A 12,728-nucleotide genomic window follows, 5' to 3' on the forward strand; every position below is an offset into this window, starting at 1 on the left:
AGCCTGTTGAGAATAATCATTTGAGACATGCGGCACGGTCCCATCCCGCGCCTCACGCTTTCAGGATCGAGAAAAATGCCCCGTTCCACCACGTCAAGCCCATCCCAGCGCATGTTGCGCGTCGGTGAACAGGTGCGCCATGCGCTCTCGGAAACCCTGCAGCGCGGGGACATCATCGACCCGTTGATTGAAAATACCGTCGTTTCGGTGTCGGAAGTGCGGATGTCGCCGGATCTCAAGATCGCCACAGCCTTCGTTTCTCCGCTCGGCGCAAAGGATACCGACGCGGTGATCGAAGCGCTGAACAAGCATGCCAAGTTCGTGCGCGGCCGCGTCTCCGGCGCGCTCCGGCAGATGAAGTACATGCCGGAGTTCCGTTTCCGGCTGGATACGTCCTTCGACAATTTCGCCAGGATCAACGACTTGCTGAAGTCGCCCGAAGTGGCACGCGACCTCGATAGCGACGACAACAAGGAAGAAGAATAATGGGGCGTCGCGGCAAGAAGAAGGGCCGGCCGGTCTCCGGCTGGGTGGTGCTGGACAAGCCGGTCGGTATGGGCTCGACCGAGGCCGTCTCCAAGATCAAATGGCTGTTCCAGGCCGAAAAGGCCGGCCATGCCGGCACGCTCGACCCTCTTGCCTCCGGCATGCTGCCGATCGCGCTCGGCGAGGCCACCAAGACCGTGCCCTACGTGCAGGACGGCGCCAAGATTTACCGTTTCACCGTTGCCTGGGGACAGGAGCGGTCGACCGATGACCTCGAAGGTCCGGTGACGAAAGAGGCCGATCAGCGTCCATCGGAAGCCGATGTCCGGGTGTTGCTGCCGAAATACACCGGCGTCATTATGCAGACGCCACCGCAATTTTCCGCGATCAAGATTGCGGGTGAACGCGCCTACGACCTCGCCCGCGAAGGCGAGACGGTCGACATACCGCCGCGCGAGATCGAGATCGGCCGGCTCGACATTGTCGAGCACAAGCCGGACCAGACGATTTTCGAGGTCGAATGCGGCAAGGGCACTTATGTGCGTTCGCTGGCCCGCGACATGGGCCGCGACCTCGGCTGCTTCGGCCATATCAGCGAACTGCGCCGGGTCGAGGTCGAGCCGTTTACGCCAGAGGACTTCGTCACCATCGCCGAACTCGAGGCCGCGCGCTTCGGCGCGCAAGGTGACGATAAACCGGATCCGGAGGCAGATGCCGCGGACGCAGTGGAGATGCCTATCGATTTCGGCGCCATCGACGGGCTTCTCGTCGACACCTCGGCGGCGCTCGACTGCCTGCCGCAGATCGCGATCAGCGACGATGCCGCGACCAAGATCCGCCTCGGCAATCCGGTCATCATTCGTGGCCGTGACGCGCCGGTGGAGGCGGAAGAAGCCTGTGCGACGGCGCGCGGCAAGCTCGTCGCCATCGGCGCTATCGAGCAAGGCATGTTCAAGCCCAAGCGGGTCTTTGCCGGGTGATCGGTCTGATCGCCATGGCGGTATAGGACAAGCAGGTTCGACGGGTGGTGGCATGGCAAAGGCCGAGGTGGTGAAAAAACGGGCGCCGGTGAAGACGAGGCGGCCTCCGGTTGGCGCCTCGCCCGGCACGCTGATCGCCGATCCGGCGGCGCGGCGCTCCGAACTGCGGCTGACCTTGATCTCGCCGCAGAAGTTCAAGACCATCGAGAACGCCAGCATCGACGATGTCGAGGCCAGTTGCCGGAAATGGCCCGTCATCTGGCTCGACTGCACCGGCCTTGCCAACATCCAATTGATCGAGGAGATCGGCCGCATCTTCAGCCTGCATCCGCTGGCGCTGGAGGACGTCGTCAACACCGGCCAGCGGCCGAAAGTCGACTTCTTCGAGGATCACGCCTTCGTCGTCATGCGCATGATCGACGATGTCACGTCGCATCGCTACGAGCAGATCGCTCTCTTCCTCGGCGAGAACTTCGTCGTCACTTTCCAGGAGCGCGAGGGCGATCCGTTCGATCCGGTGCGCAAGCGCATCGAGAGTTCGGCCCCCAACCGGTTGCGCACGCGCGGCGCCGACTATCTCGCCTATGCGCTGATCGACGCCATCGTCGACAGCTATTTTCCGCCGATCGAGGCTGCCGGCGACCTGGTCGACAGCATTGAGGACCAGATGCTGCATTCGACGCACAAGCACCAGATGCGGCAGCTGCACGAATTGCGGCGCGATGCCAATGTTTTGAAAGGCGTGCTGTGGCCCATGCGCGATGCGCTGGCAACGCTGATCCGCAACGACGTGGCCTATGTCACAGCCGAGACCAAGGTCTTCCTCAACGATACGCTCGACCATTCGCTCAGGCTGATCGAGCTGGTCGAGACCCAGCGCGACATGCTGACCGGCCTGATCGAAATGCATCTGTCGCTGAGCCAGGCCCGCACCAACGATGTCATCTCCTATCTCACCATCGTTTCGGTCATCTTCATGCCGCTCACCTTCCTGGTCGGCATCTGGGGCATGAACTTCGACCCCGCCAGCTCGCCATGGAATATGCCGGAGCTGAAGGCGTACTACGGCTATCCCTTGTCTCTGCTGTTCATGGCTGCCGTCGCTGTCGGGCTGATTGCATTCTTCAAATGGAAGAAATGGCTTTGACCGGGTTTAAACCTGTCATTTGAGCCTCAAAAGCCGGCTTGTGAATTGGGCTGGTGTTTTTCTGGGAATTGCACTATATGCGCCGCAGCATAGCGCCTTGACGCTTTGCATGCACGGCCCCTGCTGGACGACATCCCGGCTGTGGGCGACCCGTTTCCTCAAACAGATAAGGAAAAACACGATGTCGATTACTGCCGAGCGCAAACAGGAATTGATGGGTGAATTCGCAACCGCCAAGGGCGATACCGGGTCTCCGGAAGTCCAGGTGGCCATCCTTTCCGAGCGCATCAAGAACCTGACCGACCATTTCAAGGACCACAAGAAGGATAACCATTCCCGCCGTGGTCTGCTCGCTCTCGTGTCCCAGCGCCGCAGCCTGCTTGATTATCTCAAGCGCAAGGACGACTCGCGCTATCAGACACTGATCGAGAAGCTCGGTCTGCGCCGTTGACGAATTGACCGGCGGGCTTTCTTCGGAGAGCCCGCCGGTCGCGCATTCTGCCAGTCGCACAGGCTGGCCAGACCCGGTTTCGAACGTGCAAAGGGCCGTTCGAAACCGCCCATGGACGGTCATGGGGCAGGATTGCAGGACGCTCGCGCGCGCTTGTCGCGCCTAAATCACCCGAGCTTCCCGTTGTCTTGCCCGTGGCTGCCCGAGAAAGGAAGCCAGGCAAAGGGCATCCGCGCACCGTGAAACGGCGCGGCCCTTTCCGCTTATTAAGGACAAGACATGTTCAATCACCACAAAGTGGAAATCGAGTGGGGCGGTCGTCCGCTCATCCTGGAGACTGGCAAGATCGCGCGCCAGGCCGACGGCGCGGTGCTCGCCACCTACGGCGAGACCAAGGTTCTCGCCACCGTCGTTTCGATGAAGGAGCCCAAGCCCGGTCTCGACTTCTTTCCGCTGACCGTCAATTACCAGGAAAAGACCTATGCCGCCGGCAAGATCCCGGGCGGCTATTTCAAGCGCGAAGGCCGTCCGAGCGAGAAGGAAACGCTGGTTTCCCGTCTCATCGACCGCCCGATCCGCCCGCTCTTCGCCGCCGGCTACAAGAACGACACGCAGATCGTCGTCACCGTCGTCCAGCACGATCTCGAAAATGACCCGGACATCCTGTCGATCGTCGCCACCTCGGCGGCCCTGACCCTGTCGGGCGTTCCCTTCATGGGCCCGATCGGCGGCGCGCGCGTCGGCTACATCAATGGCGAATATGTGCTGAACCCGCATGTCGACGAGATGCAGGAATCCAAGCTCGACCTCATCGTTGCCGGCACCACCGATGCCGTGCTGATGGTCGAGTCGGAAGCCAAGGAACTCGGCGAAGAGCTGATGCTCGGCGCTGTCATGTTCGGCCACAAGGGCTTCCAGCCGGTCATCGACGCCATCATCAAGCTGGCGGAAGTTGCCGCCAAGGAGCCGCGCGACTTCACCGCGCCGGATTATTCCGCGCTTGAGGCCGAGATGTTGAAGGTCGTCGGCGACGAGCTCAGCAATGCCTACAAGAACGTCGACAAGCAGAAGCGCTACGCCGCCGTCGACGCTGTCAAGGCAAAGGTCAAGGCCGCGTTTGCCCCGGCTGAAGGCGAGGACGCAAAGTACACCTCCGAACAGATCGGCTCGGTATTCAAGGAATTGCAGGCGAAGGTCGTTCGCTGGAACATCCTCGACACCGGCGCGCGCATCGATGGCCGCGACTTGAGCACGGTTCGCAAGATCGTCTCCGAAGTCGGCGTCCTGCCGCGCACCCATGGTTCGGCGCTGTTCACCCGCGGCGAGACCCAGGCGCTCGTGGTTGCCACGCTCGGCACCGGCGAGGATGAGCAGTACGTCGATTCCCTGACCGGCATGTACAAGGAGAAATTCCTCCTTCACTACAACTTCCCTCCCTACTCCGTCGGTGAGACCGGCCGCATGGGTTCGCCGGGCCGCCGCGAAATCGGCCATGGCAAGCTCGCCTGGCGCGCCATCCGTCCGATGCTGCCCTCCGCCGACCAGTTCCCCTACACGCTGCGCGTCGTCTCGGAGATCACCGAGTCCAACGGCTCGTCCTCGATGGCTACCGTCTGCGGCACCTCGCTGGCGCTGATGGATGCCGGCGTGCCGCTGGCCAAGCCGGTGGCCGGTATCGCCATGGGCCTGATCAAGGAAGGCGAGCGCTTCGCCGTGCTCTCCGACATCTTGGGCGACGAGGATCACCTCGGCGACATGGACTTCAAGGTAGCCGGCACCGAAGGCGGCATCACCTCGCTGCAGATGGACATCAAGATCGACGGCATCACCGAGGAGATCATGAAGATCGCCCTTGGCCAGGCCAAGGACGGTCGCCTGCATATCCTCGGCGAGATGTCCCATGCCCTGACCGGCGCCCGCCCTGAACTCGGCGAGTTCGCGCCGCGCATCGAGGTCATGCACATCCCGACCGACAAGATCCGCGACGTCATCGGTTCGGGCGGCAAGGTCATCCGCGAGATCGTCGAGAAGACCGGCGCCAAGATCAACATCGAGGACGACGGCACGGTCAAGATCGCTTCGTCGAACGCCAAGGAGATCGAGGCGGCGAAGAAGTGGATCCACACCATCGTCGCCGAGCCGGAAGTCGGCGAGATCTACGAAGGCACGGTCGTCAAGACCGCCGACTTCGGCGCCTTCGTCAACTTCTTCGGTCCGCGTGACGGCCTCGTCCACATCTCGCAGCTTGCCAACGACCGGGTCGCCAAGACCTCGGACGTCGTCAAGGAAGGCGACAAGGTCTGGGTCAAGCTGATGGGCTTCGACGAGCGCGGCAAGGTCCGCCTGTCGATGAAGGTCGTCGACCAGGCCACCGGCAAGGAAATCGCCCGCGACAAGAAGACCGAAGGCGAAGAAAACGCCGCCTGAGGCCTCTGACGGAAAAATCGAAGCGGGCGCGGCTTATGTCGCGCCCGTTTTTGTTTATGGAGCACGGCCATGTCCGCTGAAGCGTTGAAGACGCTGTTTCATCCATTCGAGGCCGAGGCTCTTTCCCCGCCGGGCAGGGACGAGCGCATTCTCTTCCTTGGCGCCGAACCCGGCCTGCGCTTGCCACAGGGCTTCGAGGCTACGCTGCATCTCGTACAGGGCTTTCGCCCGTATTTCCGCGCTTTGCAGGCGGCTGGCTTCACGGTCACGCCGCGATCGGCCGGTGAGGATTTTGATGCCGTGCTTGTGCTCGCCGGCCGCCATCGCGGCGAAAACGAACTGCGCATCGCCGAGGCTCTCGAGCGGGTGGCGGAGGGCGGATTGATCGTCATTGCCGGTGGCAAGGAGGATGGCATCGCAAGCCTGCGTAAGCGCGTCGGCGATCTTGTTCTCCTTGATAGCCACATGCCAAAATATCACGGCATTGCCTTCTGGCTGCGTCGTCCGGTTGATGTGCAAGCCGCCGCCGCGCTTCGCGCCGCCAATCCCGCCTTGCTTGTTGAGGACCGGTTCCGCACCGCACCCGGCATGTTCTCCTTCGACCGCGTCGATGCCGGTTCGAAACTGCTGGTCGACAATCTGCCCGGTGATTTGCGTGGCACCGCGGCCGATTTCTGCGCCGGCTGGGGTTATGTGGCGGCCGAGATGGCTGCCCGCTGTCCGGGCTTGTCGGCCCTCGATCTTTACGAAGCCGATTTCGATGCGCTGGAGGCCGCCAGGGGCAACCTTGCCAACACCGTGGCGCAGGGCTTCTTCTGGACGGATCTGCTGGCCGAGCCTGTCGAGCGCCGCTACGACGTCATCGCAATGAACCCACCCTTCCACCGCAGCCGTGCGGCCGAGCCCGAGATCGGCGTCGGCATGATCCGCGCCGCGGCCAAGGCCTTGAAGCCCGGTGGGCGCCTGTTCATGGTCGCCAACCGCCAGCTTCCCTACGAGCCGGTGCTGTCGGCCGCCTTTGCCAGCCACGCCGAGCTTGCCCGCGACGGCATGTTCAAGGTGTTTGTCGCACGGCGCTGACGCGATGCATTTAATGCGTGTCGCCCGGAAGCGTCATCGGTTCGGGGACAACGCCATCCATAAATCGGAAGCTTACAGCAGGTCGGGCGAATCCTATTGCCGCGACATGTTGTAGGTCAGTGTAGATTGGCGACGCGCCGGACTTCGTCGGTGGCGTGCCTGTCACCAGCGCTGAATTTGAGCGGCGCCGGCCGGCCGAACAGATAGCCCTGCACCACTTCGCAACCAGCTGCCCGCAGCAGTGTCGCCTGGTTCTCGGTCTCGACGCCCTCGGCAATGATGCTGACGCCAAGCGCCCGGGAAAGCCCGACAATGGTCGACACGACCGCGCCGGAGCTCGCATCGGTATCGATGCGGCTGACGAAGGAGCGGTCGATCTTCAGCTTGCCGAACGAGAAGTCGATCAGATAGCTGAGGTTGGAATAGCCGGTGCCGAAATCATCGACGGCGACCGAGACCCCCATCTCGGCGAGTTCTTTCAGGATGGCGGCCGCGCGGTCGCGGTCCTGCATCATCGCCGTCTCGGTGACTTCCAGTTCCAGCCGTGACGGCTTGATGCCGGTGCTCCGCATCGTGTCGCGCACAAGGCCGACGAAATCCTTGGTCATGAACTGGACCGGCGAGATGTTGACGGCGACGAAACAGTCGTCCGGCAGATGGCGGGCATCGCTGCAGGCCTTGCGCAGCACCCATTCGCCGATCGGATTGATCATGCCGGTCTCCTCGGCGATCTGGATAAACTCCATCGGAGGGATCATGCCGCGTTCGGGATGCTGCCACCGGATCAACGCCTCGTAGCCGACGATGCGGCCTGTCGGAAGGTCGAGCTGCGGCTGATAATGCAAGTCGAAATCGCCGCGCTCGAACGCATTGTGCAGTTCGGACTCGACCCATTGGCGATGGTCGGCCACCCGCCCCATATCGCTGTTGAAGACCGACCAGTTGCCAACCCCGCTGGCGCGCGCATTCTGCAGCGCCAGGTTGGAACGGCGCAGGATGAGGACCGGATCGATCCCATCCTTGGGCATCGCCACGATGCCCACCGACAGGCTCACCGATTGCTGGTGGGTGCTGAGTTCATACGGCTCCATCATCTCGTCGATGAGCCTCTCGACCATGCTTTCCAGGGTCCCCTGGATCTGGTGATCGGGAAGCAGCACCGCGAACTCGCCGGCCCCGATCCGCCCGATCAGTGCGCGCGCCGGCACGCAGTCGCGCAGCCGCTTGGTGAAGGCGCGGATCAGTTCGTCACCGTGAGTGTAGCCGATTGCATCGTTGATCTGCTTGAACCGGTCGATGTCGATGTCGATCAGGAACATCGGTTCCCCGGTGCGGCTTGTCGCGCATGCCGCCTCGGCGATCTTGCCGACCATCGCCGGGCGGGCCAGCAGTCCGGTCAGCTTGTCGAAATGGGTTTCGTTGAAGACGAAATCCGCTGATTCATCGACACCAGCAAAGAAGGACATTGCCGCCACCGATGCGGCCAGCGCACAAAGCGCGGCCATGATCGACACCATCATATCAGCCGAAATGCCGGCAAATCCGTCGCCGAGACCGTGCTTCAGCCCCCAGATTCCGATGACGAAACTGCCAATGCCCGAACTTGCTATCGTGAGCAGTCGGAACACGGGTGTTCGCTTCGGGTTGATGGCGGCAGGCATGAAAAGGTCCCCAGATGGGAAGCTTTATAGCGGAAACCTTCTTAAAATGAGTTTCCGCGAATGAATCCAATTTTACTGGAGAGGATTATTTTCTTTACTGGCAAAAGACCCGCGTGACCGGGGCCGCCGTCAGTCGCGGCCGCCATCCGTCTGCTTCAACTCGTCGAGGGTCGGCATCGATACGATATGGTAGCCGGAATCGACATAGTGGATTTCGCCTGTGACGCCGGAAGCAAGGTCGGACAGGAGATACAGCGCGGAGCCGCCGACCTCGTCGATCGTCACCGTCCGGCGCAGCGGCGAGTTCCGCTGCTGGTAGGAGAACATGTGGCGGGCGTCCGAAATGCCGGCGCCGGCCAGTGTACGCACCGGACCGGCCGAGATGCCGTTGACCCGGATGCCGCGCGGACCGTAGTCGTTGGCGAGGTAGCGCACGCTGGCCTCCAGGCCAGCCTTGGCGACGCCCATGACATTATAGTTCGGCATGACGCGGACCGAGCCGGCATAGGTCAGCGTGATCATCGAGCCGCCGGCGGTCATCAGGGGCGCGGCATTGCGCGCCACCTCGGTGAAGGAATAGCAGGAGATCACCATGGTGCGGACGAAATTGTCCCGGCTGGTATCGGCATAGAGGCCCTTCAACTCGTTCTTGTCGGAAAAGCCGATGGCATGGACGACGAAGTCCAGTCCGCCCCACGCCTTGCCAAGCGTCTCGAACGTGGCGGCGACCGAAGCGCTGTCCTCGACGTCGCAGGGAACGACCAGCGAAGCGCCGAGCTTGTCGGCGAGCGGCTTGACCCGGCGGCCAAAAGCCTCGCCCTGGTAGGTGAAGGCCAGTTCCGCCCCCTGTTCGGACAATTTCCGGGCAATGCCCCAGGCGATCGAATGATCGTTGGCAACACCCATGACAAGCCCGCGCTTGCCCTTCATCAATCCGTCCATGGCCGGCAATCCTTATATGAAAAACTTGGCCTTATGCGGAGTAGCGCTGGAAAACGAGCGTCGCGTTGGTGCCGCCGAAACCGAAGGAGTTCGACAGAACGGTGTCGATCCCTGCGTTGTCGATGCGCTTGCGTACGATCGGCATGCCCTCGAATTCCGGATCTAGCGTCTCGATATGGGCGCTTTCGCCGATGAAGCCGCCTTGCATCATCAGGATCGAATAGATGGATTCCTGCACGCCCGCCGCGCCCAGAGAATGGCCGGTCAGCGACTTCGTCGACGTGATGAACGGCATCTTCTCGCCGAACACTTCACGGATGGCGCCCATTTCCTTGGAATCGCCGACCGGCGTCGAGGTGCCGTGCGTGTTGATGTAGTCGACCGGCGTGGAAACCGTCGCCAGCGCCTGGCGCATGCAGCGGACCGCGCCTTCGCCCGAGGGCGCAACCATGTCGAAACCGTCCGAAGTGGCGCCGTAGCCGACGATCTCCGCGTAGATCTTGGCGCCGCGCGCCTTGGCGTGCTCCAGCTCTTCCAGCACCAGCACGCCGGCGCCGCCGGCTATGACGAAGCCGTCGCGATTGGCGTCGTAGGCGCGCGATGCGGTCGAGGCCCTGTCGTTGAACTTCGACGACATGGCGCCCATGGCGTCGAACAAGTCCGACATCGTCCAGTCAAGATCCTCGTGGCCGCCGGCAAAGACCATGTCCTGCTTGCCCCACTGGATCAGCTCGTAGCCATTGCCGATGCAATGCGCCGAGGTCGAGCAGGCCGAGGAGATCGAATAGTTGACGCCATGGATCTTGAACCATGTGGCCAAGGTTGCCGAGGCCGTCGACGACATCGCCTTCGGCACCGCGAAGGGACCGATGCGCTTGGGGCTGCCGTTCTTGAGCGTGGTTTCGGCCGCCTCGACGATGGTGCGCGTGGAGGGGCCGCCCGAACCCATGACGATGCCGGTGCGCTCGTTGGTGATGTCGCTCTCGTCGAGGCCGGCATCCGCGATCGCCTGGTCCATGGCGACGTGATTCCACGCCGCGCCCTGGCTCAGGAATCGCATCGCGCGGCGGTCGATCATCGCCGAAGGATCGAGCGTCGGCGCGCCCCAGACCTGGCACCGGAAGCCATGTTCGGCAAAGGAATCGGAAAAGCTGATGCCGGATCTGGCGTCATGCAGCGAGGTCTGCACCTCGTTGGCATTGTTGCCGATCGACGACACGATGCCGAGGCCTGTGACTACGACACGTCTCATTCGCAACTCCTTCCAGGGATGCTGGCCAATGCGCGGGCCAGGGCTGCGGTCAAGCGACCGCCGACTGCTTGGACAGACCGACCTTCAGGTCCGTCGCCGCATATATGGGCTCGCCATCCGCCTTCATCCAGCCATCGGCGATGCCGAGCACCAGCCGGCCGCGCATCACACGCTTGAAATCAACGCCGTACTCGACCTTCTTGACCGATGGCGTGACCATGCCCTTGAACTTGACCTCTCCGGTCGACAGCGCCATTCCCTTGCCGGGTTCGCCAAGCCAGCCGAGATAGAAGCCGGTCAATTGCCACAGGGCGTCAAGGCCCAGACAGCCCGGCATGATCGGATTGCCGATGAAATGGCAGGCAAAGAACCACAGGTCGGGATTGATATCGAATTCCGCGCGAATGAACCCCTTGTCGAAGGCGCCGCCGGTCTCGCTGACCTCGGTGATACGGTCGAACATCAGCATCGGCGGGTAGGGCAACTGGGCATTGCCCTCTCCGAACAGCTCGCCACGAGCACAGGCCAGCAATTCTTCGTAGTCGTAGCTGGATTTCGAACCCGCCATCAATTTCGTCCCCATACCGTCCGGGCGGTAGCGCGCCCTTGTCGTTGGTGTCCTAACACAATCTGTTTCAGGCCGGAAACCGGCGTTTGCGCTTAACCCGCCAGTCTGCCCGGGTCAATGCGCGCTATTGATCGCACTCGGGCGACAGAATATATGTCAACAGGGGTCCGGTTCCGGCAGACATTCATTTTTTTGCCATTCTGGGCGTGTCTTGAAGCGGGACTGCGAGCTTGGAAGACCAGATGGACCGGGGCTGCCGGAAGGAAAATGTCGCTGTGGACAAGCGGGTACGTGAAGCCGGCCTGAGGCCGACCCGTCAGCGCATTGCGCTGGCCGACCTGCTTTTCGCCAAGGGCGACCGCCATTTGTCGGCTGAGGAACTGCATGAGGAGGCGCAGGCCGCCGGCGTGCCGGTATCGCTGGCCACCGTCTACAACGCGCTTCACCAGTTTACCCAGGCGGGGCTGCTGCGCATTCTCGCCGTCGAAGGTTCCAAGACCTACTTCGACACCAACACCTCCGACCACCACCATTTCTACATCGAAGGCGAAAACAGGATTTTCGACATCGCCAACGGCCCGGTAACCGTCACCAATCTGCCGGAGCCACCCGAAGGCATGGAGATCGCCAATGTCGATATCGTGGTGAGGCTGCGTCCCAAGCGTCCGGAATGATCGGCAAGGCCGGAATAAGCGGTCTGGGATGAAATTCCTCGATTGGATAGTCCGGCTCGAATGGGCCGTCGCGGCGGCTGCCGCGATCGTCTTCTATGGCGCGACAGGCGTTTCCTGGTGGCTCTTCGCGTTGCTCATCCTGGCGCCGGACCTGTCGATGCTGGGTTATCTCGGCGGCCCACGCGTCGGCGCCATTGCCTACAACGCCTTGCACATTCTGATCGTACCGGTGCTTGTGTTGCTTGCCGGGCACCTCGCCGGCAGTGCGGTCGGCAACGCCGTCGCACTGATCTGGATCGCGCATATCGCGATCGACCGCGCGCTGGGCTACGGCTTGAAGCTGTCAACAGGATTTCAGGATACCCATCTCGGCCGTATCGGGCGCAAAAGCGAGCGAGACGTTCAGTCCTTGACCCGCTCGCCCGGATAAGCGCCCCAGACGACCGACTGGGCAAGCCAGCCGGTGTGGCCGTCGAACGTCATCTCGCACCACTGGCCGTCGCAGGCTTTGATCGTGCCCATGACGCCGGGTTCTACGATCGCCACCACTCTGGCATCCTTTTCGGGGCTCTTGAGAAGGTTGATCTGGCCGCCCTTGCCGCGCTGCCAGGGAGCGACGATTGCGGTACGTCGGCCCGAAAGCAGCGACTGGTTGATCCATCCTTCCGAGCCGTCGGCGTCGCGCACGCGCCGCCACGTATCGAATTCCTGGATGATTTCCATGGGCAGGCCAGCCTTCATGTACATCCAGTCGACCGAATAGTTGGCGCCGGGGCCGACACGCGAGTTGACGCGGCCGGATTTCAGGCTGACGAATCGCGGCAGCGGCAGGCCGCTCGGTCCGAGCGTGATGGCGCTCTGGGCGGGAGCGGCCGCGCTTTGCGCGCCGGCAAGCGGAGAATAGAGAAGAGCGCCGAGAAATGCTGCGCTGAGGGCCAGGCGAAGCGACGCGAAACCAGACACTTTCGTTCCTTTCGGCACCGGCCCGATGGCTGCGGCACCCCTTTTTCTTTGTCTTCGGCGGCACCGCTTGTTACATGGGTAAATCGGCTACCGCGAC

General features: G+C 62.4%; 13 protein-coding genes. 8 read left to right on the plus strand and 5 right to left on the minus strand.

All coding sequences use genetic code 11. The annotated features are described in order from the left end of the window. Positions 1 to 75: 75 nt before the first annotated feature. From rbfA to FJ936_RS02890, 6 genes are all read left to right on the plus strand, one after another. A complete protein-coding gene (gene rbfA / locus FJ936_RS02865) occupies positions 76 to 486 on the plus strand; it encodes a 30S ribosome-binding factor RbfA (protein WP_015314005.1) in 411 nt (136 codons plus the stop codon). Continuing rightward, the gene (gene truB / locus FJ936_RS02870; protein ID WP_140660646.1) at positions 486 to 1,466 is read left to right on the plus strand and encodes a tRNA pseudouridine(55) synthase TruB; all 981 of its coding nucleotides are present in this window, start codon (positions 486 to 488) and stop codon (positions 1,464 to 1,466) included. Before rbfA ends, truB begins: the two co-directional genes overlap by 1 nt. A gap of 52 nt (positions 1,467 to 1,518) precedes the next feature. After that, positions 1,519 to 2,613, plus strand: a complete 1,095-nt coding sequence (corA, locus tag FJ936_RS02875) for a magnesium/cobalt transporter CorA (protein WP_140787140.1) — start codon at positions 1,519 to 1,521, stop codon at positions 2,611 to 2,613. Positions 2,614 to 2,794: 181 nt separating this feature from the next. Further along, positions 2,795 to 3,064 (plus strand): 30S ribosomal protein S15, encoded by a 270-nt coding sequence (gene rpsO / locus FJ936_RS02880; RefSeq protein ID WP_015314002.1) that lies wholly within the window; start codon positions 2,795 to 2,797, stop codon positions 3,062 to 3,064. A gap of 279 nt (positions 3,065 to 3,343) precedes the next feature. After that, entirely contained in the window at positions 3,344 to 5,491 is a 2,148-nt protein-coding gene (gene pnp, locus FJ936_RS02885) for a polyribonucleotide nucleotidyltransferase (RefSeq protein ID WP_140787142.1), read from the plus strand. Positions 5,492 to 5,560: 69 nt separating this feature from the next. Then, complete coding sequence (locus FJ936_RS02890; protein ID WP_140722943.1) at positions 5,561 to 6,571, plus strand: class I SAM-dependent methyltransferase; 1,011 nt, start codon at positions 5,561 to 5,563, stop codon at positions 6,569 to 6,571. A 116-nt stretch (positions 6,572 to 6,687) separates the two neighbouring features. Here the strand turns inward: FJ936_RS02890 and FJ936_RS02895 are convergent, their stop codons facing one another. The 4 genes from FJ936_RS02895 to fabA all read right to left on the minus strand — a co-directional run bounded on the left by FJ936_RS02895 (position 6,688) and on the right by fabA (position 10,994). Beyond that, positions 6,688 to 8,232: a bifunctional diguanylate cyclase/phosphodiesterase gene (locus FJ936_RS02895; protein ID WP_140787144.1), complete on the minus strand. Its 1,545-nt coding sequence runs from the start codon at positions 8,230 to 8,232 to the stop codon at positions 6,688 to 6,690. Positions 8,233 to 8,361: 129 nt separating this feature from the next. Then, complete coding sequence (gene fabI, locus FJ936_RS02900; RefSeq protein ID WP_140660650.1) at positions 8,362 to 9,174, minus strand: enoyl-ACP reductase FabI; 813 nt, start codon at positions 9,172 to 9,174, stop codon at positions 8,362 to 8,364. 31 nt (positions 9,175 to 9,205) lie between these two features. Further along, complete coding sequence (gene fabB / locus FJ936_RS02905) at positions 9,206 to 10,426, minus strand: beta-ketoacyl-ACP synthase I (protein ID WP_015313997.1); 1,221 nt, start codon at positions 10,424 to 10,426, stop codon at positions 9,206 to 9,208. A gap of 49 nt (positions 10,427 to 10,475) precedes the next feature. Continuing rightward, complete coding sequence (fabA, locus tag FJ936_RS02910) at positions 10,476 to 10,994, minus strand: 3-hydroxyacyl-[acyl-carrier-protein] dehydratase FabA (RefSeq protein WP_015313996.1); 519 nt, start codon at positions 10,992 to 10,994, stop codon at positions 10,476 to 10,478. Positions 10,995 to 11,236: 242 nt separating this feature from the next. Between fabA and irrA the strand changes: the two genes are divergently transcribed. Together irrA and FJ936_RS02920 are read left to right on the plus strand one after the other, a co-directional pair. Beyond that, positions 11,237 to 11,668, plus strand: coding sequence for an iron response transcriptional regulator IrrA (irrA, locus tag FJ936_RS02915; RefSeq protein ID WP_015313995.1), 432 nt, complete (start codon positions 11,237 to 11,239; stop codon positions 11,666 to 11,668). A gap of 28 nt (positions 11,669 to 11,696) precedes the next feature. Next, positions 11,697 to 12,098: a DUF4260 domain-containing protein gene (locus FJ936_RS02920; RefSeq protein ID WP_140787146.1), complete on the plus strand. Its 402-nt coding sequence runs from the start codon at positions 11,697 to 11,699 to the stop codon at positions 12,096 to 12,098. On the opposite strand, the gene FJ936_RS02925 is transcribed toward FJ936_RS02920, so the two are convergent. Further along, positions 12,071 to 12,631: an SH3 domain-containing protein gene (locus FJ936_RS02925; protein WP_015313993.1), complete on the minus strand. Its 561-nt coding sequence runs from the start codon at positions 12,629 to 12,631 to the stop codon at positions 12,071 to 12,073. The two genes, FJ936_RS02920 and FJ936_RS02925, sit on opposite strands and share 28 nt — an antisense overlap. Positions 12,632 to 12,728: the final 97 nt, after the last annotated feature.

The sequence above is a fragment of the Mesorhizobium sp. B2-4-13 genome (assembly GCF_006658535.1).
Lineage (GTDB): Bacteria > Pseudomonadota > Alphaproteobacteria > Rhizobiales > Rhizobiaceae > Mesorhizobium > Mesorhizobium australicum.